This is a genomic window from Acutalibacter sp. JLR.KK004 (assembly GCF_036941085.1).
In the GTDB taxonomy this organism is placed as follows: Bacteria; Bacillota; Clostridia; order Oscillospirales; family Acutalibacteraceae; genus Acutalibacter.
In genome coordinates, this window is the sequence record NZ_JAYMNQ010000001.1 from 844,799 (window position 1) to 871,693 (window position 26,895).

Below are 26,895 nucleotides of genomic sequence, written 5' to 3' on the forward strand. Positions count from 1 at the left end.
GCGATTTTCTGTGATTTGTCAATAAGTTTGGGTTGCAAACATCTGTTAACTATTTCCTACCACTTACGCTTGAGCCTTATATTGTTCATAATGCTGAAGTTTTTTTCTTAATGAGTGATCCTGCTCGAAGTAAAAAGCCGTAACTAATAAGCAATATGAATCTCGGCGCTCTACAACAACCATATAGCGTTCTTCTTCAAGTAGCATATGTACTCTGGTTGTGTTGCGATACGGTTCACTCCAAACTTTTACTCCCTCACATTCTTCACATTGCGTTATATCACAATTATAATTCTCGATAAACGCACGAACCCATCTGATTCTCTCGCATCTTCTAAAATCCGGCACACGTTCTCCACTTTTTAGATAATCTTGGCAGGTTACATGAAAAAATGCCTCTTCCTTTCCATATTCAATCGGATGCTTGCGAATATTTACCTGCTTTCCTTCAAATGTAGGACGTGATTTTATAAAGTCATTCTGAAAAATCTCATATAACGCTCCTTGATATTGAGGATAGTCATTATTATAGTCATCCCAAAATTCTAATTTTGGCAACCAACAATTATCTCTTGTCATACTGTCCCTCCCGCTTCCCACGAAAGCAGGTTTATTTTTTCCTCACGCAAAAGCGTTGTTTTTCGCAATGTATAGCCTGAACGTTCTTTTATCAAATCAATAACTTCTTGTTTTGCACTACTCTTTACAAATCCATCAGGAAATCTGCGATTTTCATAACCGATAGCACCTATAATAACATCAACTATCTGCATGATTTGAACTTCATCAGATCGTATAGGTTGTAACCGCCGAATCACTTTTTGAGAAAAGTCATACATAGAATTGCAGCATACTTCTCTCAATTTTTTTGCTTTTCGAGCAGAGTTAGTATCTTTAATGTCAATATAAACATCATAGTTATCAGTTGGAGAAAAGATAACTTTGAGCATATCAAAATACATTTTATAATACCACGTATCGTGTGTTTGATGATAGCGTTCGTGATTTAGTCTTGTCTTGTCTGGAATAATGACACCCCGAAAATGTAAATCATCATCATCAAAGAAATAATTAACCAAATCTTTGTACAAATCAACTTTTGCAGGACTGATTTTCGTCCACTTCATTTCCATTGCTTCGGAAACATTATTTCTTTTTTTGATTTGACGAATCCGCTCATTGATTTCTCTCAGTTTCGCCTGTGGACACCACACGGCTCCTAACACCATAACATTACTGTTATCATATTCAAGATGACATGTCTCATCACAGTAAACATTATACAACATATTTTCACCACCTCAATTATCTTTTTTCATTCCGTAATGTACCGGTTCCTCTGCCACCATAGATAGTGTTGGTTCTGTATCATAAAGATATGTAACCTTATCCGGTTCTTTTGAAACCTCTGGGCTAACCAGTCCAAAGTATTTCTCAAAGAACCCTTTTAGTTTTTCAATAACTGTCTGTTTCTTCTTATCACGAGAACCTCCACCTCCGAAACGGGAAACGGGCGGCATCAGTCGATCAACATCTGTGCCGGTGGTTTTGAGTACGCCATCACGGAAAGCGTTCTCCACAAACTTTCTCGTTTCTTCCGGTTTCAATTTTTCTTCAGTGATCAAAGTCTGAATATCGGTCTCTCTCTGCTCTCTGACAAAACGCTGCCAGTCAGTATTGACATTGGTATTTGTGTTGATAGTAGCAATAAAGTTTTCAATCAGTTCCTTTTTAGACCTAAGCTGCAAGCTGGATTTGATTGCTTGTAGTCCTGTGCTTTGATCTCGTCATAGTTGGCAAGGTGGGAAAAGTGTTGCGTACCGTTTCGGGAAATAAACTCGTCTACGATGTGAGCTATGTTTTCTTCGGTCAGTCGGTTGTTGTTCGTGACCTTGACAAACTCCTTGGAAGCATCAATGAACAGGGTACGGTTATCCGCTTTGCTACGCTTCAGAACCATGATACAGGTCGCAATGGAAGTACCGAAGAACAGGTTGCTCGGCAACTGGATGATGCAGTCAATGAAGTTGTTGTCAATCAGATACTGGCGGATCTTCTTCTCAGCTCCGCCACGGTACATGATGCCGGGGAAGCAGACAATCGCCGCAGTTCCGTTGGTGGCAAGCCATGCCAGAGAGTGCATGATAAAGGCAAGGTCAGCTTTTGACTTCGGTGCAAGCACCCCGGCAGGAGAGAAACGAGGGTCATTTATCAAAACAGGATTGTCATCGCCCTCCCACTTAATAGAGTAAGGGGGATTTGAAACAATAACCTCAAACGGTTCATCGTCCCAATGCTGCGGAGACAACAAAGTATCTTCGTGGGCAATGTCAAACTTGTCAAAATCAATGTCATGCAGGAACATATTGATGCGGCAAAGGTTGTATGTAGTCAGGTTGATTTCCTGACCGTAAAATCCCTGACGGACATTCTCTTTGCCAAGAATTTTCGCCGCTTTCAGAAGCAGAGAACCAGAACCACAAGCAGGGTCATAAACCTTGTTGACCTCTGTTTTCCCAGCAACAGCCATACGAGTCAGAAGCTCGGAAACCTCTTGGGGAGTGAAGAACTCACCGCCGCTTTTTCCGGCGTTGGATGCGTACATACTCATAAGGTATTCGTAAGCATCGCCAAAGGCATCAATGGAATTATCCTTGTAGTTTCCCAAGCCCATGTTTGCAACGCCCTCGATCAGCTTCACGAGGTTTGCATTACGCTTTGCAACGGTGGTTCCCAGCTTGTTGCTGTTGACGTCAATATCATCAAACAATCCCGCAAAATTATCTTCGCTTTCGCTGCCCTTTGCTGATTCCTCAATGTGGTTAAAGGCAGCTTCCAAAGTCATATTCAGATTTTCGTCATTTGCGGCTCTCTTTCTGACATTGCAGAAAAGCTCGCTGGGCAGAATGAAGAATCCCTTCGTTTTAACCAAGTCCTCGCGAGCCTGTTCAGCATCTTCATCGGACAACTGTGCATAATCAAAGCCCACTTCTCCGGCTTCAATCTCGCCCTCGTTGATGTAATTTGTTAGGTTTTCAGATATATAGCGATAGAACATCATACCCAGCACATAGGACTTGAAATCCCATCCGTCCACGCTTCCACGCAGTTCATCGGCAATCGCCCATATCGCCCGATGGAGTTCATCACGCTCTTGTTCTTTTCTTATATCAGCCATTTTCTTTCTCCTTTTCATCGGGAATAAAGTCCAGAATATCATCCACCTTGCAATCAAGAGCAAAACATATCTTTTCGATACTATCCAAAGATACATACTGGTCACGCCTTAGTCGGGTTAGAATATTAGCACTAAATCCAGCTTTCTCCGTCAATGCGGCGGTCGGGATGCCCCGGTCTATCAGCAAGTGAAATAGTTTTTTATATGTTACAGCCATATAGTCCTCCTTGCCATGATAATCACTCATGATAGTATATCATGAAAATGTGAAAATTTCAATTCATCGTTATAGATATTTAAATCGGAATAGTGTAAGAAAAAAGCCTGATGCAGTAGTTATTACTTACATCAAGCCTTTATATCTTTTGCAGTTCTGTATAAGCGTGGGTTCGTCATATTTGGTGTGGTATCTTTAACTATGGGAAACTCCCCGCTCCCACTTGGATATGGTCTTGTCGCTGATGCCCAGCATCTCCGCCAGTTGCTTTTGGGTGAGGGCCTTGCGTTTGCGTTCTCCGGCAATGAATTTGCCGGTTTTGTTTTGATCCATGCCCTGCCTCCTTTCTGGCCCTATTGTAGCCTGTTTTCCGCCGCTTTCACACACACGAACCGTAGAATATGCCAAAACTCCCTCCATTCTACGCTCCGTAGAGTGAAAAAGCAAGGCCTTCCTGCCTCTTTCAGGCCGGCTCTTTCCCCTTTCCCTGTCTTGCGCAAAGCCTGCTGGTATGCTATAATGTCCATAAACTTACCGGACAGCCCTATATTTCCGTGGGAAAGCCACAAAAAGACAGATGAGGAATAAGGTGATTCTATGTTGATTGGCAAGTACATCCTTTCGTTAGACCAGGGCACCACCAGCTCCCGGGCCGTATTGTTCGATGCCTTCGGCGGCATTGCGGGCATGGGCCAGCAGGAGTTCCCCCAGATTTACCCCCAGCCCGGGTTCGTGGAGCACGACGCTGTGCAAATCCTCAACACCACCCTCTTTGCCATGCGCCAGGCTGTGGCCCAGGCCGGGGTGACGGCGGCGGACATCGCCGCCATCAGCGTCACAAACCAGCGGGAAACCACTGTGGCCTGGGACGCGGTGACAGGCATCCCGGTGTGCAACGCCATTGTATGGCAGTGCCGCCGCACAGCCCCGGAGTGCGAGCGCTTAAAGGCCGGGGGCATGGAGGACTATATCCGGGACGCCACAGGGCTTCTCATCGACCCCTATTTTTCCGGCACAAAGATGAAGTGGATTTTAGACCATGTGCCTGCCGCCCGGGAGCTTGCCAAAAAAGACCGCCTGCGCTTTGGCACCATTGACACCTGGCTGGTGTTCTCCCTGACAGAGGGGAAAACCTTTGTCACCGATGTGACAAACGCCTCCCGCACCATGCTCTTTGACATCCGCCGCCTGTGCTGGGACGAAACCATGCTGGAAGAACTGGGCATTCCCCGCAGCGCCCTGCCAAGGGTGTGCGAGTCCGGGGAGATTGTGGGCATGTGCAGCCCGGATCTTTTGGGGGAGGAGATCCCCATTGCGGGCATTGCGGGGGACCAGCACGCCGCCCTGTTCGGCCAGTGCTGCTTCCAGAAGGGCATGGCCAAAAACACTTATGGCACAGGCTGCTTTGTGCTGATGAACACAGGCGACCGCCCTGTAAAGTCTAAAAACGGCCTTATCACCACCATTGCCTGGAAGGTGGGGGGGAAGGTGTGCTATGCCCTGGAGGGCAGCGCTTTTAACGCAGGCTCTGCCATCCAGTGGCTGCGGGACGAGCTGGAGCTTATCAAAACCCCCCAGGAGGCCGACGCCCTTGCCGAAAGCGTGGAGGACGCGGGAGGCGTGGCCTTTGTGCCGGCCTTTACAGGCCTTGGCGCCCCCTATTGGGATATGTATGCCCGGGGCGCTTTGCTGGGGGTGACCCGGGGCACCAAGCGCGCCCACCTGTGCCGGGCGGTTTTGGAGAGCATTGCCCTGGAAAGCTGCGACCTGGTGCGCACCATGGAGAAGGAGTCCGGGGTGAGCATGGCAGAGCTGCGGGTGGACGGCGGCGCTTCCCGCAGCCGGTTTTTAATGCAGTACCAGTCCGACATCCTGGGGGTGAAGGTGCGCAGGCCCCACTGCCTGGAAACCACTGCCCTGGGCAGCGCCATGATGGCGGGCCTGACGGTAGGGGTGTGGGACAGTATGCAGGAGCTTGCCGGCATCTGGCGGGAGAACGCGGTGTTTACCCCGGAAATGGAGTCCCGCCGCCGGGAGCAGGACATTGCCCGCTGGCACGAGGCCGTCAAGCGCAGCATGGGCTGGGCCGGGCAGCAATAGGCGGGGCGTGATGTTCAGCCTGCCGCCCTATGCGGGAGAGGTGCTGGAAAAGCTGGAGGCCGCCGGGTTTGAGGCCTGGTGCGTGGGGGGCTGCGTGCGGGACGCTCTTTTGGGCCGCGCCCCTGCCGACTGGGACGTATGCACCTCTGCCCGGCCGGAACAGACGAAGAAGGCCCTGGCGGCGTTTTCCCAGGCGGAAACAGGCCTCAGGCATGGCACTGTCACAGCCATCACCTCCGGGGGGCCTGTGGAAATCACCACCTTCCGCCGGGAAGGGGCTTATTCCGACCGCCGCCGCCCGGACAAGGTGGAATTCACCTCCTGCCTGGAGGAGGATCTGCTCCGGCGGGATTTCACCATAAACGCTATGGCCTGGCATCCCCAAAGGGGCCTGCGGGACTGCTTTGGGGGTCAGGCGGATTTGCAGAGGGGGCTTCTCCGCTGCGTGGGGGAGCCGGAACGGCGCTTCCAGGAGGACGCCCTGCGCATCCTGCGCTGCCTGCGCTTTGGGGCTGTGCTGGGCTTTGCCATAGAGGAAAATACGGAAAAGGCCCTGCTGGCCTTGGCCCGCCTGCTGGAGGGCATTTCCGGCGAGCGGGTGCAGGCTGAGATGGACAAGCTGCTGGCAGGGACATGGGCGGAAAAAATCCTGCACGAATATGCAGAGGTTTTCCGCGTCCTTTTCCCGGAAATATCCTGTGGGGACGTAAAGCTGCCCTCTGAAGGCGGCGCTGCCGGATGGGCGGCGCTGCTTCATGGCCTTCCGGCGGCCCAGGCGGAAGGCCTGCTGCGGCGGCTGCGGTTTCCAAACCGCACACAGAAGGAAATCATGCAGATATGGGCCGGGAATCCCCTGCCCATAAGCCAGTTGGCAGTGCAGGGCCGGGACTTGCTGGAGCTGGGCTTTCAGCCCGGGCCTTTCCTGGGCAGGGCGCTGCACACCTTGCTGGGCCAGGTGCGGGCAGGGGAGGCCCCCAACGAAAAAGGCTCCCTGCTGGATTTGGCCCGGAAGCTTTTGGCGCGCGGAGGACAGGTATGACAAAGCATCTGATCATTGCCGGGGGCTACATATCGTGCCCCCTGAAAAAAATATGCAAAAATGTGGCGGTTTTCCTAAATTTTGTCTTGAAATGCAGGCCGGTCTGTACTATAATTTTAGATGGAAATTTGTGCAATCTTTCACAATTTTATTATCAAAATAAAGGAGTGCATGGACATGAACTATCTCAACAAGAAGACTGTGGAGGACATTGACGTTAGCGGCAAGAAGGTGCTGGTGCGCTGCGACTTTAACGTTCCCATGAAGGACGGCGCTATAACCGACACCAAGCGTATTGTCGGCGCCCTGCCCACTGTGAAGTATCTTTCCGATCATGGCGCAAAGGTTATCCTCTGCTCCCACATGGGCCGCCCCCACAACATCTTCAATGAGACTGTGAAGCTGGACAAGAAGGAGAAGAAAAAGATCGACGCCATGCCCGAGGCAGAGCAGGCTGAGGCCACCGCCAAGGCTCTGGAAGCCGCGAAGGGCGACGTGAAGAAGTTCTCCCTGGCTCCTGTTGCGGCAGAACTGGGCAAGCTGCTGGGCAAGGAAGTTGTGATGGCTTCCGACTGCATCGGCCCCGACGCCCAGGCAAAGGCCGCTGCCCTGAAGGACGGGGACGTGATGATTCTGGAGAACATCCGCTTCCACGCTGAGGAGACAAAGAACGATCCCGATTTCGCCAAGGCTCTGGCTTCCCTGGCTGAAATTTATGTAAACGACGCTTTTGGCACCGCCCACCGGGCCCACGCCTCCACAGAAGGCGTTTCCCACTATCTGCCCGCTGTGTGCGGCTACCTGATCCAGAAGGAAATCACCGTTATGGGCGGCGCCCTCACCGAGCCTAAGCGCCCCTTCGTGGCTATCCTGGGCGGCGCTAAGGTTTCCGACAAAATCGGCGTTATCGACAACCTCATCAGCAAGGTGGACACCCTGATTATCGGCGGCGGCATGGCCTATACCTTCTTAAAGTCCCAGGGCCATTCCATCGGCACCTCCATCTGCGAGGAGGATAAGCTGGAGCTTGCCAAGGAAACCATGGCAAACGCAGAGAAGAACGGCGTGAAGTTCCTGCTGCCCGTTGACACCAAGGTGGGCAAGGAGTTCGATCCCAACACCGAGAGCCAGGTAGTGGAATCCACCAAGATTCCCGAAGGCTGGATGGGCCTGGATATCGGCCCCAAGACTGCCGAGATGTTCGCTGACGCCGTGAAGAACGCGGGCACTGTGGTGTGGAACGGCCCCATGGGCGTTTCTGAGTGGGAGAACTTTGCCGCCGGCACTATCAGCGTGGCCAAGGCTGTGGCAGAAAGCGGCGCTATCTCCATCATCGGCGGCGGCGACTCCGCGGCTGCTGTAGAGAAGCTGGGCTTTGCCGACAAGATGACCCACATCTCCACTGGCGGCGGCGCTTCCCTGGAGTTCCTGGAGGGCCTGGAGCTGCCCGGCATTGCCTGCCTCAACGAGAAATAATTGCCTGATACGGGAGGGCGGGGGTTTCTCCGCCCTCTTTTCAGACTTGCCATGAAAAGGAGCATCTCCCATGGGACGAGCAGATAAACAATTCTGCGCGTTTCTGCGCATGATCATCCGCGACTTAAATGACATCCACGCAGAAGAAGATATGGAAAAAAAACAGAAGCTTATTGAAGATCTGAAAGGCGATCTGCAAAAAACTTTGGAGGACTGATTTTTATGAATAAAGCTGTACGCAAGGCCGTTATCGCCGGAAACTGGAAGATGAACAAGACCCCTGAGGAGGCCAGAGAGCTGATTGCCGCCATTGCCCCCCTGGTAAAGGACGCTGGCTGCGACGTGGTTGCCTGCACGCCCTATGTAGATCTGTGGGCTGCCCAGGAAGCCGCCAAGGGCACCAACATCCAGATTGGCGCGGAGAACTGCCACTGGGCCAAGTCCGGCGCTTTCACCGGGGAAATTGCCGCTGACATGCTCAGCTCCATGGGCGTGAACATCGTCATCATCGGTCACAGCGAGCGCCGCCAGTATTTCGGCGAAACCGACGTAACCGTACACGACCGCACCCGCGCTGCCCTGGACGCCGGGCTTACCGTTATCCTCTGCGTAGGCGAAACCCTGGAGCAGCGGGAGCAGGGCATCACCAGCGAGCTGGTTGCCATGCAGACCAAGATTGCTTTAGGCGGCGTGACCAAGGAGGAATTAAAGCGCATCATCATCGCCTATGAGCCTGTGTGGGCCATCGGCACCGGCAAAACCGCCACAGCCGAGCAGGCAAACGAGGTGTGCGCTGTTATCCGTGAAACGATTAAGGAACTGTACGACTGCGCCGCAGGCGACGGCATCACCATCCAGTACGGCGGCTCCATGAACGCCGCAAATGCAGCCGAGCTGCTGGCCCAGCCCGACGTGGACGGCGGCCTTATTGGGGGCGCTTCCCTGAAGCCTGCCGACTTCGCAGCTATTGTGGAGGCGGCAACCAAGGGCTGATTGGGGCGCTGCCCCAAACCCTGCCAGGGGACGCTGTCCCCTGGACTCCTGCAACCCTTTTTGGAAAAAGGGTTGATCCAAAAACAAATCACCAGGCCCCGCTGTTCTTAGGGAACAGCGGGCCTGCTTGGCTTCTCTATTTGGAAGGAAGGTGGGCCTTTATGGCATTCGTTCGAGGTAACGGCCCGGTGCGGGATTAGCCTGAAAGCTGCACCGGGAGCCATGCTGTCAGGCTTTCTGCACCGGCATTTGGGTATACTAAATGAAAAGGAGCAGATATGTTGAACGAACAGCTATATAAGGCCTGGAAGGCCGAGGAAGAAGCAGCCCGCATGGTGGGCTGGGATTTTTCCCACATCTATGGACGTTACGAAGAAGAGGACGATCTGCCCTGGGATTTCAGGGCAGTCATAGGAGAGCGCTTGAGGCCGGAGCACCGCCTGCTGGACATAGATACAGGCGGCGGGGAGTTCCTGCTCTCCCTGGGGCACCCGTATTCCCTGACCAGCGCCACAGAAGGGTATCCGCCTAACGTGAAGCTGTGTGGGGAAACCCTCAAGCCCCTGGGGATAGATTTCCGGGAGGCGGCTGATTCTGCCGCCCTGCCCTTTGGGGACAGCGCCTTTGATGTGGTGACAAACCGCCATGGAGCCTTTGACCCCATAGAGCTGCACCGTATTTTAAAGCCAGGCGGCCTTTTCATCACCCAGCAGGTGGGGGAGGACAACGACCGGGCTTTGGTAGAACTGCTGCTGCCCGGTACGCCTAGGCCCTTTCCAGGGCTGAATCTGGAGGAGCAGGCCAGGCGTTTTGCAGGCGCGGGCTTTGCCATCCTGCAGGGGGAGGAGGCTTTCCGGCCCATCCGCTTTTATGATGTAGGGGCGCTGGTGTGGTTCGCCCAGGTGATCCCCTGGGAATTTCCCGGCTTTTCTGTGGATTCCTGCCTGCCCCGGCTGATGGAGGCACAGGAGATTTTGGAGCGCCAGGGCTGCGTGGAAGGAACCATCCATCGCTATTTGCTGGTGGCGCAAAAGCTTTGAATATGTAGAAAGGTGGTCGTACCATTTGAAAAAACCTCTCGTTCTGATGATTTTAGACGGCTTTGGCATTGCTGAGAAAGAGGGCAACGCCATTGTGGCCGCCAATACCCCTCAGTTAGACAAGATTTTGAAGGAAAACCCCGTAACGAAAATCGGGGCTTCCGGTATGGACGTGGGCCTGCCCGACGGCCAGATGGGCAATTCTGAAGTGGGCCACACCAACATCGGCGCCGGCCGCATTGTGTACCAGGAGCTGACCCGCATCACCAAGTCCGCCCAGGACGGGGAGATGGACAAAAATCCTGCCCTGGTGAAGGCTATGGAGTCTGCCAAGGCAAACGGCAAGGCACTGCATTTCATGGGCCTGCTGTCTGACGGCGGCGTACACAGCCACAACACCCACCTGTACGCCCTTTTGGAAATGGCAAAGCGCATGGGCCTTGAGAAGGTGTTCGTCCACTGTTTCCTGGACGGTCGGGACGTGCCCCCCAGCAGCGGCAAGGACTATGTGGCACAGCTTTTGAAAAAGCTGGAGGAAATCGGCGTGGGCAAGGTGGCCACTGTTATGGGTCGGTATTATGCCATGGATCGGGATAACCGCTGGGAGCGGGTGGAGAAGGCCTATGCCGCCATGGTTTATGGCGAGGGCGAAAAGGCAGAGTGCCCTGTGTGCGCTGTGCAGAATTCCTATGACAAGGAAGTGACGGACGAGTTTGTAATCCCCACCGTCTGCGAAGGCGCAGAGCCTGTTGCAGCTGGCGATTCTGTCATTTTCTACAACTTCCGGCCTGACCGCGCCCGGGAAATCACCCGCACCCTGGTAGATCCGGACTTCTCCGGCTTTGAGCGGAAGAATGGCTTCTTCCCTCTAAACTTCGTGTGCATGACCCAGTATGACGCCACCATGCCCAACGTGGACGTGGCCTACAAGCCCGAATCTCTGGAGAACACCTTTGGCGAGTACATCTCCCAGAAGGGCATGACCCAGCTCCGCATTGCGGAAACAGAAAAATATGCCCATGTCACCTTCTTCTTTAACGGCGGCGTGGAAAAGCAGTATCCCGGCGAGGATCGCATCCTGGTGAAGTCCCCCTCTGTTGCCACCTATGATTTACAGCCGGAGATGAGCGCCTATGAGGTTACGGACAAGATGGTGGAAGCTGTGAAGTCCGGCAAATATGACGCCCTCATCCTCAATTACGCCAACTGTGACATGGTAGGCCACACTGGCGTGTTCGAGGCCGCTGTAAAGGCTGTAGAGGCTGTGGACGCCTGCGTGGGCCGGGTTGTGGAGGCTGTGAAGGAGATGGGCGGCTGCGTGCTGCTCACCGCCGACCATGGCAACGCGGACAAGATGGTGGAAAACGACGGCTCTCCCTTTACCGCCCACACCACCAATCCTGTCCCCTTCTGCGTCATCAACCATCCCTGCACCCTGCGGGCAGGAGGGCGGCTGGCAGATATCGCCCCCACCATGCTGAAAATCCTGGGCCTGCCCCAGCCCGCTGAAATGACCGGGGAGAGCATTATCCAGTAAGCTGATCCCAAACAGATGCCCTGTATGAAATCCCCCTCTGGTTTTGACCAGAGGGGGATACGTATATAAAAAAGAACCGGCAGGCAAAGCGCCCGCCGGTCTGTTTTATATGCTTTGCTTTTTCCTTATTCCGGGAAATACTCCTGGGAATAGATTTCAGTGCCGTCAACAGCGTTATAGGTAACAACCACAGAGGGGTTAGTCACATCAATGGCGTCAGGCAGAGTGCCGGCAATGCCCTTGAAAGTGGTGGCAAAGGTGTCGCTGTTCATCTGCTCTTCCATAGCGGCCTTGGTGGCTTCAATGTCCACTTCCTCGCTAAAGGTGAAGGTGTAAATCAGCTTGTCGCCTTCGCCGGTAAGTGTAATATCCATGCCGTCGCCCAGAGAAGACATCATGGTTTCAAGCTGATCCTTAACAGCGGGGTCAGCCAGGAACTCCTCTACGCTGGCATACTTCTCAGTGCGCACACCAGTGGCGGCCTCGCTAGAAGCCTCGCTGGAAGCCTCGGAAGAGGCTTCGCTGCTCTCAGCAGCCTTGCTGCTGGCAACCTCAGAAGAAGCAGCGCTGGACTCTGATTTAGAGGAAGATGAGGACTTGCTGTCGCCGCTGCAAGCAGCCAGGGACAGCACCATGGCGAAGGCCACAACACAGGCCATCAGACGGAAAAGATTCTTTTTCATTGCAATATCACCTTTCTGCATTTTGTACTGGTATTTGCAAAGGGCGCAGGCCCCTGTAAAACCACATACAAGTATAGAAGATAAAATTGCACTTGTCAAGAAGGGAAGATACGCTTTGTATCCTTCGCCAAAGAAACAAAGAAATAAAGGAAAATATTGTAATTGTTTGCATGATTTTTTGCTGATTCTTACAAGGTTGTAACCCGCCACAGGCTTTTTTGTCTGTCAAAAGCCAGGCTCCAAAACCTTTGAACCACTAAAAGCATAACCCCCCAACTCGTGCGCGTCCAAAGCCACAAAACACTTGACACATTTCCCCGAAAGGGGGTAAGATGGTACATGCTGCTGAACTGTGCAAGTAGAAGGGGGATTTTTGTGGAAACAAACCGCCAGTGCTTCCGCCGCGGCATACGGGATGGAATGCCTATTGCCCTGGGGTATTTTGCCGTAGCTTTCACCCTGGGCATCGCCGCAAAAAACGCCGGGTTTTCCGCCCTGCAGGCCATGGTGGAAAGCCTGACCAATAACGCTTCCGCCGGGGAATACGCTGTGTTTTCCCTGGCAGCCGCTGGGGCGGGCTACTGGGAGGTAGCCGTGATGACCCTGGTGGCAAACGCCCGGTATCTGCTGATGAGCTGTTCTCTAAGCCAGAAGCTCCCGCCGGAAACCTCGCTGGCCCACCGGATGCTGGTAGCCTTTGACGTGACAGATGAAATTTTTGGCATCTCTATCGCCTATCCCGGCAGGCTGAATCCTTGGTATACATACGGCGCCATGGCTGTCTCCATTCCCGGCTGGGGGCTGGGCACCTTTTTAGGCGTGGCAGTGGGGAATGTGCTGCCCCTGCGGCTGATGAGCGCTTTAAGCGTAGGGCTTTACGGCATGTTCCTGGCAATTATTGTGCCTCCCTGGAAAAAAGATAAGGTGGTGCTGGGGCTGGTGCTTCTCAGTTTTGCCGCCAGCTTTGCCCTTGCAAACTGGCCCCTGCTGGCAGGCATTTCCCCGGGAATAAAAACCATCCTGCTGACAGTGGTGCTCTCCCTGGGCGCGGCAGTGCTGTTCCCTGTGCAGGATGAGGAGAGAGGGGAGGGGCAGGCATGAAAAACATCTGGCTGTACATTCTGGTTTCCGCCGGCGTCTCTTATATCATCCGGGCCACGCCCCTGGTGCTCATCCGGCGGGAGATAAAGAACCGCACCCTGCGCTCCTTCCTCTATTACGTCCCTTATACCACCCTGGCGGTTATGACCTTCCCCGCCATCATGGAGGCCACCCAAAGCCCTATAGCCGGGCTGCTGGCCCTGCTGGCCGGGGTATTCCTGGCCTGGCGGGGCGCAAGCCTGTTCAAGGTGGCAATGGCCTGCTGCCTGGTGGTGCTGGCGGCCGAGCTGTTTCTGGTGCCAGGGGGAGGAATCGGGTAAAATACAGCGCCCCCGCCGGACAGGCGGGGGCGCTTCGCATGCCCCGTGTTTTCATGCGAAGCTTTGAACCAAGCAGGCCTTCCTCTTTCATCCGCAGGGCTGCGTGATGAAGGATATAGGCGTTTCCGCAGGCTTTGTCCAGTAGATACGGAATATTTTCTTCTGTATAGGCGATAGCGGCCAGCTTCTTCAGAGTTTTATTGGCGCGCTGCCAGAGTTATTTACGTGGATTAGACTGCCCTTTTCCCGTGATGTAAAATGTCATTACATGGAAGGAGCGGATCAGTTTGAAAACATACGGTTATGTGCGGGTTTCCAGCACGGAGCAAAATGAGGACAGGCAGCGTATTGCCCTGGTGGAGGGAAAATGCGTAGCAGAGAAAAACATTTATATGGACAAGCAGTCTGGCAAGGATTTCGAGCGCCCCCAGTACAAAAAGTTGGTCAAAAGGCTGCGATCAGGCGACCTGCTGTACATAAAAAGCATTGACCGCCTGGGCCGCAACTATAAAGAAGTCCAGGAGCAGTGGCGCGTTTTGACAAAGGAAATGGGCGTGGATATCTGCGTAATAGACATGCCGCTTTTGGACACCCGCACCGCTAAAGATCTGATGGGCACGTTTATTGCCGACCTGGTGCTGCAAATCCTCTCTTTCGTGGCGGAGAGCGAGAGGGAAAATATACGGCAGCGGCAGGCAGAGGGCATTGCGGCGGCAAAGCGGCGGGGGGTGCATTTTGGCCCGGAGCCGCGGGCCATGCCGGACAGCTTTCCAGAATTATGCCAGGCGTGGAGGGAGAAAAAAATCAGCCTGCGGGAGGCTGCGGAGTGCTGCGGCATACCAAAGTCTACATTTTACGACGCGGCAGCCCGGCTTAATGAGGTGAAGGAATAAATGGATTGTATAAAGTGTATAAAAAACGGTGTCCGGAATTGTGTGGAACTCCGGACACCGTTTTTTATGCTCTTTTTTGTGCCTTACACCTAGGATATCGGTTCAATTCCCGAAAAAATAAGCCCGTTTTCGGGCGTTTTCCAATGTCCGGAGTTCCACACAAATCCGGACGGATGAAGCGGAGGTGACGTGCTTTGACAAATTTTTTGCCGGAAAATGACCAGGAATTGCGAGACTGCCTGTCCGAGTTGGCAGAGAGCGTTGTCGCGCACATCATCGATCAGGATCCAGGGCACCATCAGGAACTGCTGAGCGCTTTTGTTTCGCAATTGTTTTTGTGCGCCACCAGACAGAGCATGCGTGAAGAACGCAAAGCGCGTCAGGCCGAGGGCATTGCCAAGGCGAAGGCCAAGGGCGTCAGCTTTGGCAGGAAGCTGCGGCCCCTGCCGGATAATTTTGAGGAGGCGCGGCTGCTGTGGCGCAGCCATGAGATGAATTTGCAGGACGCTGCCAAGCACTGTGGATTGCCCAAAAGCACCTTCTATGGGGCGGTGCAGCGGGTGGAAAGCGCAAACAAGTCTTAAGGGGCCTCGAATAAGTCACGCCAAAAGGCTTAGCGCACGTCTCGCTAACGGCCTTTGCGCGGTATTGCTATAAAAACGAGTGGGAGGGAACCCATGCTGACTTTGAGGATCAAATCGGGAGAATACATTACCATCGGGGAGGACGTGGCCGTACAGATTTTTGACCGTCCAGGCGATTCCTTCGAGGTGTCTATAAAGGCCCCGCGGGAAGTGCCCATCTTCCGCAGCGGCGTTTTTGAGCGCAGCGAGAGCAGGCCCGATGGCCTGAAAGACCAGCGGGTGAAGCCGCCGTCGGAGAAGCGGCGGGACGAAAAGCGCCTGCGGGCTTTGGCAAGGCGGGAGGAACGGTATGCCGCTGTGCGGGAAATGAGCACGATTCTGGATAAATTGGAAAAAACAAGGGACTGCGCGGAGCTGCACGAGATGCGCAGGCTGTTAGACAGAGTGATTTAGGTTTCTGCGGGCACGCGCGGCCCGTTGAAATATACAGCGCTGTGCGGGTGAACTTGGCCAGTTTGACCAAATGGCGCAACGCACACAGAACTCCGGCGACGAACGCCGGGGCGAAGTTTACGCTAAAATCATATTAAAGGAGAAAAGTTATGCGTATTCAACACAACATTATGGCGATGAACGCCTACCGGAACTACAATACCAACACTTCCGCGCTGAGCAAGAACCTGGAGAAGCTGTCCTCCGGCTATAAGATCAACCGCGCTGGCGACGACGCTGCCGGCCTGGCTATTTCTGAGAAAATGCGCGCCCAGATCACCGGCCTGAACGCTGCCCAGAAGAACGTAAAGGACGGCGTCAGCCTGGTAAAGACCGCTGAAGGCGCCATGCAGGAGATCCAGGACATGCTCAACCGCATGGACTATCTGGCCACCCAGTCTGCCAACGGCACCTATGACAACGAAGTGGACCGCAAGAACCTGCAGAAGGAAGTGGACGCGCTGAAGTCTGAAATCAACCGCATTGCGGACAGCGCCAACTTCAACGGCATCAAGCTGATGGACGGCCAGCGCGCAGAGTCCGCAGGCACTGCTGTTACCATTAACAGCAGCGTCAGCGGCACAGTTACCGCTGGCGTGGCTGGCGGCGGCGGGGCTATCAGTTTAGGTGATGCTAATTTCACCACAGCCAATACGGATTCACAGCACGCAGGCGCAGACGGAGTTAATCGTCAGGATGCTAGCTTCACTATTGATTTGACAGGCTTTTCGGCTACTGCTGGGACAGCCAATGAGACAGTTTCGATCAAATTTGGTGCAATCAATCTTGGAACAGTAACCATACAAACTGCTGGTAGCGCAATGAACGCGGTTGGACTCGCAACTTCCATCGCGGATGCCCTTAGCGCATCAACCGTTAATATTGGCGGTGTGGGTTTTACTGTAACCAATACTGGTAGTACTCTTGTCTTCACTATGGATCCCGCGGCTGCCTTAACGAGTGCGAATGCTGCTAGTGTTAATGAACTTATTGGCGCAGAGGTGCAGATTGATGGCACGGCCCAGATTGACAAGAAGGGTGTTGAGCATGGTGCTGTAGACATCACAGAGGCTGTTGCAGCGAAAGCAGGAGACCTGGCCGGTATTGACTTCACAATCACCGAAGATCTGATGGGCCAAGGCAAGCAACTGACCATTGGCGATACGACATTTGTATTCCAGACAGAAGCGGGTACGACTCCTGATACTACTACTGTACCCACAGGTACTACAGCAGTTGTGATTGATGTCAGCGGCAAAAAGACTGCTGCTGAGCAGGTGCAGGAAGCTGTGCGTAAGATTGCCACGGCTGGTAGAAACATTGGGCATGACAAGGATGGCGATGGCACATCAGATGCCACTTTTAATATTTCCTCTGTCGGCCCGAACACGATCCATTTGGATCAGCAGATGCCTGGCACCGGTACCCCGCCGGTTTACAGCGTTGATGACATGAAGGGGATGTTCTCCGCTGCTAATCCCACCACGTCTGCTGTAGCAGGCAGCCTGGAGCTGTCTCCCACCATCAGCGTGGACGTTGCGGAAGGCGAGCGCGTAAGCTTTGGCGACGGCAAGACCTATGTGATTGTCGGGGCCACCAGCGACAAGCTGACCGCTGATATTGCCGCAGCCCAGGCCGATGAGAAGGTAAGCGAAATTTACGTAACGGCTGAAAGCTTCAACGAAGAGCTGAGCAAGTTTGCCCTGGATAAGGCTGTGAAGGACGCGCTGGCTGACACCGCCGCAACCGGGTATAATGGCAGCAAGCTGACTGCCGCCGTTTCCAACGGCACAGCCACCATTACAGCCGCTGCAAGCAGTGATGTTGGAGTAGAAGACACACAGACAAAGCTGGAAGCCTTCCAGACGGCTGTGGAAGCAAAGCTTGCTAACTTTAAGGTGCAGAAGGTCACCGAAGACGACATAGGCAACTCTGGCCTGAAACTGCAGATTGGCGACACCAGCGACAGCTTCAACCAGCTTCAGGTGAAGATTGGCGATATGCACACCAGCGCTATGGGCACCATGGAGTCTGTTGTAGAGGGCGGCAGGCAGACGGCTGTTTCCGGCAAGTCCATTGCGGACATCAACATCAGCACCCCCGAGGGCGCCCACGAGGCCATCGACGTTATCAAGAACGCCATTAACTATGTTTCCGGTATCCGCGGCGACTTGGGCGCAACCCAGAACCGCTTGGAGCACACCGCTAACAACCTGAGCGTTATGGCTGAGAACATTCAGGATGCTGAGTCCACCATCCGCGACACAGACGTTGCCGAGGAAATGATGGCTTACACCAAGAACAACATCCTTATCCAGTCCGCACAGGCTATGCTGGCCCAGGCCAACGCAGTGCCTCAGGGTGTTCTGCAGCTTCTTGGCTAATCTTTACAGCATTTTTACAATTTCAAAAAAAGGTTATGGGGCGGGCGTGTGCCCGTCCCATTTCCTGCTTTTGGGGGAGCCGCCCGCCTGGGGCAGTTTCCCCAAGGTCAGGAAAAGGAGGAAAAACATGGACACCATTTTATCCATTGGCATTATTTTTAAAAACGACATCCGCTGTATCGAGCGCTGCTTGAAGGCGCTCCAGCCCTTGCGGGACGCTGTCCCCTGCGAGCTGGTGATGGCGGACACAGGCTCGGACGACGGCAGCCGCGCAGTGGCGGAAAAGTATGCGGACACCTTGTTTGATTTTCCCTGGATCAACGATTTTGCGGCCGCCCGCAACGCGGTTATAGACCGCTGCACAGGCGAATGGTACTTATCTGTGGATACGGACGAATACATGGACGAGGATGTGGAGGAGATTTCCCAGTTCCTCCTCACTGAAAACCAGTCCTGCAACCTTTGCCGCGTTACCATCCGCAACTATCGGGACTATTCTATGGACGGCTCTTACGCCGACTTTTACACCCTGCGCATGGTCAGGCTTTCCATCGGGGCACGCTATCAGGGGGCCATCCATGAGGCGTGGACGGGCCTGGAGCGTGCCGGCTCTGCTTTGCAGTTTACCAAGACCATTTTCCATCACGACGGCTATGTGAACATGGCCCAGAACCCGGAAAAGCTTAAGCGGAATATGAGCCTTTTGCGGGATAAGGTGAAAAGCGATCCTAAAAACCTTCTCACCCGCCTGCAGATTATCGAAAGCGGTTTTCAGGAGCCGGACTACTTAGACCAGTTGAAAAAGTCCCTTTCTATGGTAAAGCGCAAGGTGGCTGGGTGGAAGCTGTTTGGCCCGCCGATTTTCCGCCACGCAGTTTCCATCGCCCACGACCGCAAGCTGGCCGAATTCCAAAAGTGGGCCGACCAGGCGGAAGAGTGGTTCCCGGATTCCTATTTTGTCCGTATCGACGTAAAGGTTCACCGGATGCTGGAGAGCTTTGAGCGGGAAGAGTATGCAGAAAGCGTCCGCCAGGGGGAAGCGCTGCTGGAGGCTTATGCGGATTACCGGGCAGGCCGCGGGGATTTGAACTGCCAGGCGTGCAGCACGCTGCAGATGGCCTCGCCTTATCATGAGCGGACTGTGCGGCTTTGTCTGGCCAGCGCCTGCCTGGAGGATGGAAAAGCCGGAAGGGCCTTGGCGCTTTTGCAGGAGCTGGAGTTCAGCCGCCTGGACAGGGTGCAGACAGAAAACCTGACCAAAACCTTGTGCGCCCTGCACATGCGCAGCCAGGAGGACACAGACTCCCTGGTACTGGCAGCGTGGGAGGGGATTACCACCCCGGAGCCGGACGAAAAGCGGGCAGAAGAACGCCGCCTGACCTTCATGGTGTTTGGCTCGGCAGCGTTTACCGCCAACTACCAGCAGGACGAGGCAAAGAAAGCAAACTTCTGCCGCCACGCCTGCGGAGTCTTTGCGCCTTTGGCGGAAAAGTGCGGGCTGGGCCTGGCTGCCTCTATCCTGGGAACGGAAGACCCGGAGGAAATGGCTGCCTTGCTGGCCCGGGTGGGCAAGTGGGCAGAGCTGCCCTTCCCGGCCCTCAGCCGCTCCATAGAGTCCGGAGTGGAGTTCCCGCTGCCTGGGAAGCCCCTGAACGTGGAAAGCATGGACGAGCTGGCAGGCCGTTTGGCTGCAGACTGGGGTGTGTTTTTCCCCATGGTACAGCGCGCGGCAGAGGAGGATTTCGCCCAAAACTGGCAGAAGCTTTGCTGGGCCAGGGGATTGTCCCTAAACGCACTGCAGAGGCACAACTGGAAAAGCGGCAGGGAAGAGGACGGCATGGCCCTGGCACGCTTTTTCGCAGACGTTGAGAAGGTGTTTTTGCCCAGATGCTATAACCCGCAGGTGCTGGCAGAGGAAAACCTCTCTGTGCTGCCGCCTATGCACCGCTTCGGGTGGTATTGTGTTCAGGCTTTTGACGCGCTGGACAAGGGGGATGTGATTAGCTACACCCACTTGCTACGCAAGGGCCTGGCGGCCCATGAGGGCATGAAAGCCGTGGTTGAATTCTTGACCGACCACACCCCTCAACTGCAGGCCGCGCGGCCTGACCCCGAGCTTCTGGCTTTGGCGGAAAAGGTGCGGGGGATGCTGTCGGTCTATCCGGAGGACGACCCGGCAGTGGCGGCCATAAAGCAAAGCCCCGTATACCAACGGGTGGCGCATTTAATTGAGGAGTGAAGGTATGGATAAGGAGACAGGGAATGCCTTAAGGGAGCTGCTGCAAACCATGGGGGAAGCGCTGGGTCATCTGCATAACCATGAAAATGAGGAGCTGCGCCAGATGGTAGGGGAATGCCGGCAGCAGGCCGCTGGCATACTGGAAAGCGCTCTGCCCCGCCCGCTGGAACAGCAGGTTCATGCGTCGGCGCTGTCGGACGAAGACTGGCTGCGCACAGCCTGTTTGGTTCTGGCGGAAGAGGAGGAGCCTTTTCAGCCGAAGAATGCATTTGACCGGGAATTCTGGTCGCTGTTGGATTACCTGTGGTCCCACAGCGAGGAAGAGTTGCTGGGAACCATGAAGGGGAACCTTCAGAAGGTCAAAAAGGCTTCACGGGAGGGCTATATAAGTTTTGTGCGGTATTTTGCGCGGTTCCCCTTCTGGGGCACCATAAACCCGGACAAGGGCGACTATGATACCCTGGAAAAGCGGGCGGCCGTCTTAAAGCGGCACAGCTATGACTTTTTGTGGCTATACCAGCGTATGGAAGACTATTTGTCCCGGCGCACCCTGTGCGCTGTTTTAAAAAACTGGGCCTTGCTGGATATGGTCGATTTGCAGAAGGTTAAGTCGATCTTTCCAGACTACTGGGAACCGGATATCTTCCCAAGCAATGAAGGCGATATCCTGGTAGACGTGGGGGCGTACATCGGGGATTCCATCGCGCAGTATATCAATATGTATGGGACAGGCTATAAGAAAATATACGCGTATGAGATTTCCCCGGGCAGCTATGCGCAGCTTTGCGAAAATATCCAGAAAAATAAATTGCATGATATTCTTCCTGTCCGCAAAGGCTTAGGGGCGTCCCGGGGCGAGATGTTTATTGAGGACAACCGTACCGACGCTTCGGTCAACCAACTGCAAAGCCAGGGGAGCGCCCAGGCCCGGGTGGAGGTCGTCCCCCTGGACGAAGACATAGAAGGAGCCACCTTTATCAAAATGGACATCGAAGGGGCCGAGCAGGGCGCCCTGCTCGGTTGTGAGCGTATGATACGCTCACAACATCCCAACCTGGCTGTCTGTACATACCACGGGTATGAAGATATCTGGAAAATCCCATTGATGATTGACAGCATGTATCCAGAGTACCGTTTTTATCTGCGGCATTACGGCGGCAATCTGATTCCTACAGAGTTCGTGCTGCTGTGCAAAGCCGAGGGATAGGGGCCTTTCTATGATGGAAATCAGCATAATGAGGTTAGAGACAAATGACGTTGGCCGTCAAATCCTTTATGGAGGGTACGGCAGAAAAGCTGGGTGTAGGGAAGCGGACAGGAGGGGGTTCAATGGTTCCTGTCGGCAGGGAACAAGCTGCCATAAACGCAAAGCAATCATAAAAGGCCGGCCCGCAGGTTCTCTTCCTGTGGGCCGGCCTTTTTCGAGTCAGGTCAGGATGTTCTTGTAAGCCAGCCGCTCCATGCCGCCGCCAAAGAGACAGGCCTATCGGTTGCGCTCCTTTAAACCTCTCTCTATATCCCTCTGGGCATCCCTCTTGGCTGCGTCTGCCCTCTTGTCATAGAGCTTCTTGCCCTTGCATAACCCCACCTGCACCTTCACCCGGGAATCCTTAAAATAGAGGGAAAGGGGGATAAGGGAGTAGCCCTGCTGCTTGACAACGCCGTAAAGCCGCTGGATCTCCCGCTTGTGCAGCAGCAGGCGGCGCACCCGCATGGGATCCCGGTTAAAAATGTTGCCGAAGTCATAGGGGCTGATGTGGCAGCCGTTTAAGAGCATTTCCCCGTCCACCACAGAGCACCAGGCGTCCTTCAGGTTCACCCGGCCTTGGCGCAGGGATTTTACCTCTGTACCCACCAGTTCAATGCCGGCCTCATAGCTTTCCTCCACGAAATAGTCATGATACGCTTTCTTGTTCTGGGCAATAGTTTTTGTGTTCGATTTCGCGGACATGGGACGCCTCCTTTTAATTTGTTGCGGCTAAAGCTTGTCTGCGGCAAAAAGACAGTGTTTGCGGTTTTCAAGCAAGCCCTAAGCCAAAATGCTTTTCTAGCACAGCCAGCATTTCTTCTATTGTGCGCGTGCCGTCGCGCAGCAACGTGAAAAAGCCGCTGCTTTCAAACGCGCGGTACACAGCAGGGCTGTTAACCTCTGCCAGGCATTCCCGGTAATTCTCCATGGCCTTTTCCGGATTCTCCGCCTGCTGTATCTGCGACAGGATAAACTGCTTTTCCGGATCCTCCCGGTCAAAAAAGCTTTCCACAGAAAGGCTCTGGGGAGCCAGCAGGAAAGCCACATGGTGGTAGTCGGAGATTCCTTTCAGCCACGCGGGAGAAATATTGGTGTCCACAAACACCTTTTTCCCCTCCCCCGCCAACTGGATCAGGCGGGCAATCTCCAGGCCGGCCGCTTCCTGGCTGCACCCGTCAATCCACTGGGCATACTCCCGGGGCGTACGGCTGATAAATTCCTGCCAGCTTCCCATGGTCTGAAAATAGGAAAGTGCCGGCTGGTTCTCCGGGTCAACAGCATCCATCAAAACATCGTGGTAGTTTTCGCCGCAGCAGATACCGCCATGCTTTTCCGCCAGCAGCCGCACCATGGTGGATTTCCCGGCGCAGGCCGTTCCGTTGATAAAGTAACAGTCCCGGAAAAGGGTGCGCAGAATATTGCTTTTTATGGGGATTTCCATTTTTCCCTCCTAAAGGCCCAACGCCCCAGCAGCCAAAAGGCCAGGATACACAAAAACAAGGCGGCCACATTATACTGTATCGGGGCCAAAAAGGATACGTTGAAAAACATGTGGCACAGTGCGGCAGAAAGCAAATTCCCATGCCGCAGGTAGAGCCATCCCAGCACAAAAGAGACCAGCACTGCCCAGAGCAGCAGGAACGGGATGTCCTTTGCCCCCATCCCATTCCGGGCAACCCACATGGGGATATGCCAGAAGGCCCAGGCCAGGCCCGCCAGCAGCAAGGACCCAGCCTTTTTCCCGCCTGCTGCCAGGCTTTTCAGGAAAAACGCGCGCCATGCCAGTTCCTCCGCAAAGGCGGTGGCGTAAAGGTACACGCAGCTAGTCGCAAGGCCCCCTATGGATCCGTAAGAGTCCCGGAACAGATGGGCCCCTGTGGTAAGGGCGTAGGCCAGCGACACCAAACACCCCAGCACTGCGACGCCCAGGCAGGCCACTGCCTCTTGGCGGGAAAAGGCCCGGCAGTTTTCCAGGATGTGGGACTTTGCCTTGCCGGCAGGCAGCAGGAACCCTAAGGTGGCCAGGGGCGGCACAAGGACAAAGGCCCCCGCCAAGCCTGCCAGGGCCTTGGGGACTGCCATGCCGCCCAGCTCCAGCAGGCGGGGCAGGTAAAGGGAGATGGAAAAAACATAGACCAATACCAGCCATAGGGCGGCTTTCCTTTTATCCGTCATAATTCCTGCCGGCCCTCCATAGCCCTTTGCAATGTGACCTCGTCGGCGTATTCCAGATCGCCGCCCACCGGGATGCCGTAGGCAAGCCTTGTCACCTTCACCCCCAAAGGCTTTAAAAGCCGGGACAGGTACATGGCTGTGGCCTCCCCCTCCACAGTGGGGTTGGTGGCCATAATCACCTCCCGCACCCCGCCGTCTATCCGGGGCAGCAACTCCTTGATTTTCAACTGCTCCGGCCCAATGCCGGACAGCGGCGAAATGGCCCCATGGAGCACGTGGTACAGCCCGTTATACTCCCCGGCCCGCTCCAGGGCAAACACATCCTTCGGCTCCTCCACCACGCAGATTAAGGCCTTATCACGCACAGGGCTGCGGCACACCGGGCACAGCTCGTCGTCCGTCAGGTTGCAGCAGACAGCGCAGTAATGTATTTTCTCGTGGGCCTCCAGAATGGCCCCCGCAAAGCCTTCCGCCTGCTCCTTTGGCATGTCCAGCACAAAATAAGCCAGCCGCTGGGCGGTTTTGTGGCCTATGCCGGGCAGGCTTTCAAATTTTTCCACCAGGCTTTCCAGGGGCGGGACATGGTATCCCGCCATTACATCAGCCCCGGTATGCTCATGCCGCCGGAAAGGGCGCCCATGCGATCTTCCCGTTCAGCGGCAGCAGCCCGCAGCGCCCCGTTGACAGCGGCGGTCACCAGATCTCCCAGCATCTCCGCGTCCTCGGGATCAATCACCTCGGGCTTTATCTCCACAGCCTTCACTTCCAGCTTGCCGGAAACCACAGCCTTCACCGCGTCTCCCCCGGCTGTGGCGCTGTACTCCTTCTCGTCCAGCTCGGCGGAAATCACTTCCATCTGCTCCTGCATTTTCTGGGCCTGCCGGGCAAGCTGCTGCAAATTGGCAGCCCCTCCGCCGCCATATCCCTGGGGTAATCTTGCTTTCATAAAGCTGTCATCCTTTCAAAATCAAAATATTATAGTGTCAAATCCTGAACTTCTCCCCGCTCACTCCTCCACCTGTGTGGGGATGCCCGCTTCCTCCGCCCGGCGGAGCAAATCCTCCAGCGGGTCTGCGGCAGCGCTTTCCTTAGAGGCAGGGGGCCGGTAGGGGCCAAGCTTATAGGCACGGCCTGTCACCTGGAAAACCGCCTCCCGCATACGCTGGCGCTGCTCTGCCTTCTTTAAAAGCTCAAAGGCGATTTCCGGGGCCTCAATCAGCAGGTATTCCCCGCTGGTGTAGGCGGCAGAGCCGTCAAAGGCCATGGCAACGCTTTTAGTGGTGCCCCGTATCACCTGCAGAATCTCCGGCCACTGGCGGAAGCGCTGGGCCTCGGCGGAAAGGGCCTCCACGTCCACTGGGGGCTGGCTTTTAGGGGCCGCGGGCTTTTTAGGCGCCGGGGCTGGGACAGGCTTTTCCGCCGGCGGGGCGGGGGGGCCGTCGAACACCGGAGGAATTTCCTCTGGCTCCGGCTCAGCCGCCGGGCTGGCGGGCGCGGCTTCCTCCGCCCGGGCAGGGGCTTCCTCCTCCAAAGGGGGCAAGGCCCTGGAGGGCACACCGCTTTCAAGCTGTTCAATCCGCCGCAGCAGGGCGGCAGTGCTGTCGTCCAGCTCCGGGGAGCACAGCCGCACAAAGGCCATTTCCAACTGGGTGCGCTGGTTCATGTACCGCATTTTGTGCAGCGTGTCCTCCAGGGTGTCCAGCCCGTGAAGGATGGCGGAAAGGCTCATGCCATAAGCCTGCTGCTCCAGGGCCGCTATCTGGGTGGGGGGCAGGGTGAGAAGCTTTCCCGGATCCCGCATGGTTTTAAACAGCATCAGGCTGCGGAAATATTCCGCCATCTCCTCGCACAGCCGCACCATGTCCTTTGACTCCTTGTGCAGGCCGTCCAGGGTTTCCAGGGCCTTGGCCGCGTCCCGTTCCGCCACAGCCTGGGCCAGGGTGGTGAGATACCCCTGGGCCGCCACCCCGGCGGTAAGGCCCACCACCTCCAGGGTGACGTGCCGCCCTCTTCCCAGGCACTGATCCAAAAGAGACAGGGCGTCCCGCAAAGCGCCGTCTGCAATGCGGGCAATAAGCAAAGCCGCGTCCTCGTCCAGCTCCGCCTCCTCCAGCCCCGCCACCTGGATAAGCCGCCCCGCCATGGCCTGGGGATCGATGCGGTGGAAATCGAACCGCTGGCACCGGGAAAGGATGGTGGGCAGCAGCTTGTGAACCTCGGTGGTTGCCAAAATGAAAATTACGTGGGCAGGAGGCTCCTCCAGGGTTTTCAAAAGGGCGTTAAAGGCAGAGGCCGAAAGCATATGCACCTCGTCGATGATATACACCCGGTATTTGGCGGTGGTGGGGGTGAAGTTTGCCTCCTCAATCAGCCCCCGGATGTTGTCCACGCCGTTGTTGCTGGCAGCGTCAATCTCCACCACGTCCAGGATGGACCCTTCCTCCAGCCCTCTGCACACCGGGCACTCCCCGCAAGGGTCTCCTTCCCTCGGATCAAGGCAGTTGACGGCCCGGGAAAGGATTTTGGCGCAGGTGGTTTTCCCTGTCCCCCGGGAGCCGGTGAACAGGTAGGCATGGGCAATGCGCCCCCGGGTCAGCTCGTTTTTCAGGGTTACGGTAACCTGGGGCTGGCCCACCACGTCCGCGAAAAACCGGGGCCTGTATTTCCGGTACAGCACCTTATACACAAACGCCGCCTCCCTTCATACGTTTATCTTTATTTTATGGAAAAACAACAGCCCGATAAGATATGAGAACGGACAGGCGACCTGCATCGCCCGGGAACATCCGCTTAATGCTGCTCGGTTCCCCGCCTGACATGGTTCACGGCGTCCCGCCGCGCAGACCTGTCCGCTCCCATATTCTATCGGGCCATTTGGCCGCCTGTCCACTATTATAAACGCTTTCTCTTGAAAAAACAAGAGGGAAATGCTATTATAAGAGAAAATGCATCGTGTAAAAAACCTGGAAGCTGTACCAATAGGCTCCTGCACAAACCTTTTCGGGAAATTTAGCGGGCTTTAGTGTTGGAAATCCTCGAAATACGAAAGTAATCCTTGCGGTTTCCGCCTTGAACCCCACAAAATTTCCTCGAAAATCTTCCCACCAATCCTATCGGTACAACTTCTTAGAGAAAGGAACGATACCGGGCACAAAAGGGGAGGCTTCCCCGCTTTTTGTGGAAATCCCGTATCGA

Annotated in this window: 27 protein-coding genes, 1 other RNA gene and 1 pseudogene; 15 read left to right on the plus strand and 14 right to left on the minus strand. The window is 55.0% G+C overall.

The features are described 5' to 3' along the window. Positions 1-63: 63 nt before the first annotated feature. The 6 genes and pseudogenes from VSQ30_RS04850 to VSQ30_RS04875 form a co-directional block, all read right to left on the minus strand. Positions 64-579, minus strand: coding sequence for a hypothetical protein (locus VSQ30_RS04850; RefSeq protein ID WP_334462421.1), 516 nt, complete (start codon positions 577-579; stop codon positions 64-66). Further along, positions 576-1,289: a DUF3800 domain-containing protein gene (locus tag VSQ30_RS04855; protein WP_334462423.1), complete on the minus strand. Its 714-nt coding sequence runs from the start codon at positions 1,287-1,289 to the stop codon at positions 576-578. The genes VSQ30_RS04850 and VSQ30_RS04855 overlap by 4 nt, the downstream gene beginning before the upstream one ends. A 12-nt stretch (positions 1,290-1,301) precedes the next feature. Next, the gene (locus tag VSQ30_RS04860) at positions 1,302-1,748 is read right to left on the minus strand and encodes a type I restriction endonuclease subunit R, EcoR124 family (protein WP_334462425.1); all 447 of its coding nucleotides are present in this window, start codon (positions 1,746-1,748) and stop codon (positions 1,302-1,304) included. Beyond that, a complete protein-coding gene (locus tag VSQ30_RS04865) occupies positions 1,721-3,178 on the minus strand; it encodes a type I restriction-modification system subunit M (RefSeq protein WP_334462428.1) in 1,458 nt (485 codons plus the stop codon). Before VSQ30_RS04865 ends, VSQ30_RS04860 begins: the two co-directional genes overlap by 28 nt. Further along, a complete protein-coding gene (locus tag VSQ30_RS04870; protein ID WP_120485509.1) occupies positions 3,171-3,395 on the minus strand; it encodes a helix-turn-helix domain-containing protein in 225 nt (74 codons plus the stop codon). The genes VSQ30_RS04865 and VSQ30_RS04870 overlap by 8 nt, the downstream gene beginning before the upstream one ends. Before the next feature lie 207 nt (positions 3,396-3,602). Further along, positions 3,603-3,728, minus strand: a pseudogene (locus tag VSQ30_RS04875) (helix-turn-helix domain-containing protein); the annotation flags it as partial. A 264-nt stretch (positions 3,729-3,992) separates the two neighbouring features. Here VSQ30_RS04875 and glpK point away from each other — a divergent pair. From glpK to gpmI, 7 genes are all read left to right on the plus strand, one after another. Beyond that, positions 3,993-5,495 (plus strand): glycerol kinase GlpK, encoded by a 1,503-nt coding sequence (gene glpK / locus VSQ30_RS04880; protein WP_334462432.1) that lies wholly within the window; start codon positions 3,993-3,995, stop codon positions 5,493-5,495. A 10-nt stretch (positions 5,496-5,505) separates the two neighbouring features. Further along, on the plus strand, positions 5,506-6,534 hold the full coding sequence (locus VSQ30_RS04885) for a CCA tRNA nucleotidyltransferase (RefSeq protein ID WP_334462434.1): 1,029 nt from the start codon (positions 5,506-5,508) through the stop codon (positions 6,532-6,534). A gap of 177 nt (positions 6,535-6,711) precedes the next feature. Then, positions 6,712-8,010 carry a phosphoglycerate kinase gene (locus VSQ30_RS04890; protein ID WP_160643117.1) on the plus strand — a complete coding sequence of 433 codons (1,299 nt, stop codon included), beginning with the start codon at positions 6,712-6,714 and terminating at the stop codon, positions 8,008-8,010. A gap of 70 nt (positions 8,011-8,080) precedes the next feature. Beyond that, positions 8,081-8,227 (plus strand): hypothetical protein, encoded by a 147-nt coding sequence (locus VSQ30_RS04895; RefSeq protein WP_160643118.1) that lies wholly within the window; start codon positions 8,081-8,083, stop codon positions 8,225-8,227. Between the two features lie 5 nt (positions 8,228-8,232). Next, on the plus strand, positions 8,233-9,003 hold the full coding sequence (tpiA, locus tag VSQ30_RS04900; protein ID WP_334462439.1) for a triose-phosphate isomerase: 771 nt from the start codon (positions 8,233-8,235) through the stop codon (positions 9,001-9,003). Positions 9,004-9,281: 278 nt separating this feature from the next. After that, positions 9,282-10,043 carry a class I SAM-dependent methyltransferase gene (locus tag VSQ30_RS04905; protein WP_334462441.1) on the plus strand — a complete coding sequence of 254 codons (762 nt, stop codon included), beginning with the start codon at positions 9,282-9,284 and terminating at the stop codon, positions 10,041-10,043. A 25-nt stretch (positions 10,044-10,068) separates the two neighbouring features. After that, positions 10,069-11,580, plus strand: a complete 1,512-nt coding sequence (gpmI, locus tag VSQ30_RS04910; RefSeq protein WP_334462443.1) for a 2,3-bisphosphoglycerate-independent phosphoglycerate mutase — start codon at positions 10,069-10,071, stop codon at positions 11,578-11,580. Between the two features lie 125 nt (positions 11,581-11,705). On the opposite strand, the gene VSQ30_RS04915 is transcribed toward gpmI, so the two are convergent. Beyond that, positions 11,706-12,263, minus strand: a complete 558-nt coding sequence (locus tag VSQ30_RS04915; protein ID WP_334462445.1) for a DUF4854 domain-containing protein — start codon at positions 12,261-12,263, stop codon at positions 11,706-11,708. 375 nt (positions 12,264-12,638) lie between these two features. Here VSQ30_RS04915 and VSQ30_RS04920 point away from each other — a divergent pair, with 375 nt between their 5' ends. The 8 genes from VSQ30_RS04920 (at position 12,639) to VSQ30_RS04955 (ending at position 21,483) form a co-directional block, all read left to right on the plus strand. Next, entirely contained in the window at positions 12,639-13,364 is a 726-nt protein-coding gene (locus VSQ30_RS04920; RefSeq protein WP_334462446.1) for an AzlC family ABC transporter permease, read from the plus strand. Continuing rightward, complete coding sequence (locus tag VSQ30_RS04925) at positions 13,361-13,684, plus strand: AzlD domain-containing protein (protein ID WP_160642590.1); 324 nt, start codon at positions 13,361-13,363, stop codon at positions 13,682-13,684. Before VSQ30_RS04920 ends, VSQ30_RS04925 begins: the two co-directional genes overlap by 4 nt. 281 nt (positions 13,685-13,965) lie before the next feature. After that, on the plus strand, positions 13,966-14,577 hold the full coding sequence (locus tag VSQ30_RS04930) for a recombinase family protein (RefSeq protein WP_334464795.1): 612 nt from the start codon (positions 13,966-13,968) through the stop codon (positions 14,575-14,577). Positions 14,578-14,771: 194 nt separating this feature from the next. Beyond that, entirely contained in the window at positions 14,772-15,161 is a 390-nt protein-coding gene (locus VSQ30_RS04935) for a hypothetical protein (protein WP_334462448.1), read from the plus strand. Positions 15,162-15,254: 93 nt separating this feature from the next. Then, entirely contained in the window at positions 15,255-15,614 is a 360-nt protein-coding gene (locus VSQ30_RS04940; protein ID WP_160642588.1) for a carbon storage regulator, read from the plus strand. Positions 15,615-15,763: 149 nt separating this feature from the next. Beyond that, complete coding sequence (locus tag VSQ30_RS04945) at positions 15,764-18,037, plus strand: flagellin N-terminal helical domain-containing protein (protein ID WP_334462450.1); 2,274 nt, start codon at positions 15,764-15,766, stop codon at positions 18,035-18,037. Between the two features lie 127 nt (positions 18,038-18,164). Further along, positions 18,165-20,276, plus strand: coding sequence for a glycosyltransferase (locus VSQ30_RS04950; protein WP_160642587.1), 2,112 nt, complete (start codon positions 18,165-18,167; stop codon positions 20,274-20,276). A 4-nt stretch (positions 20,277-20,280) separates the two neighbouring features. Then, positions 20,281-21,483 (plus strand): FkbM family methyltransferase, encoded by a 1,203-nt coding sequence (locus VSQ30_RS04955; RefSeq protein ID WP_334462454.1) that lies wholly within the window; start codon positions 20,281-20,283, stop codon positions 21,481-21,483. A gap of 276 nt (positions 21,484-21,759) precedes the next feature. Here the strand turns inward: VSQ30_RS04955 and smpB are convergent, their stop codons facing one another. From smpB to ffs, 7 genes are all read right to left on the minus strand, one after another. Next, positions 21,760-22,227 (minus strand): SsrA-binding protein SmpB, encoded by a 468-nt coding sequence (gene smpB / locus VSQ30_RS04960; RefSeq protein ID WP_334462457.1) that lies wholly within the window; start codon positions 22,225-22,227, stop codon positions 21,760-21,762. Positions 22,228-22,294: 67 nt separating this feature from the next. Beyond that, on the minus strand, positions 22,295-22,966 hold the full coding sequence (locus tag VSQ30_RS04965; RefSeq protein WP_334462459.1) for a DEAD/DEAH box helicase family protein: 672 nt from the start codon (positions 22,964-22,966) through the stop codon (positions 22,295-22,297). Further along, positions 22,951-23,700, minus strand: coding sequence for a CPBP family intramembrane glutamic endopeptidase (locus VSQ30_RS04970; RefSeq protein ID WP_334462460.1), 750 nt, complete (start codon positions 23,698-23,700; stop codon positions 22,951-22,953). Before VSQ30_RS04970 ends, VSQ30_RS04965 begins: the two co-directional genes overlap by 16 nt. Then, positions 23,697-24,296, minus strand: coding sequence for a recombination mediator RecR (recR, locus tag VSQ30_RS04975; protein WP_160642583.1), 600 nt, complete (start codon positions 24,294-24,296; stop codon positions 23,697-23,699). The genes VSQ30_RS04970 and recR overlap by 4 nt, the downstream gene beginning before the upstream one ends. After that, a complete protein-coding gene (locus VSQ30_RS04980; protein WP_160642582.1) occupies positions 24,296-24,646 on the minus strand; it encodes a YbaB/EbfC family nucleoid-associated protein in 351 nt (116 codons plus the stop codon). Before VSQ30_RS04980 ends, recR begins: the two co-directional genes overlap by 1 nt. Positions 24,647-24,706: 60 nt before the next feature. Continuing rightward, positions 24,707-26,386, minus strand: coding sequence for a DNA polymerase III subunit gamma/tau (gene dnaX / locus VSQ30_RS04985; protein ID WP_334462462.1), 1,680 nt, complete (start codon positions 26,384-26,386; stop codon positions 24,707-24,709). A 67-nt stretch (positions 26,387-26,453) separates the two neighbouring features. Beyond that, positions 26,454-26,551, minus strand: an RNA gene (gene ffs / locus VSQ30_RS04990) — signal recognition particle sRNA small type. Between the last annotated feature and the right edge of the window lie 344 nt (positions 26,552-26,895).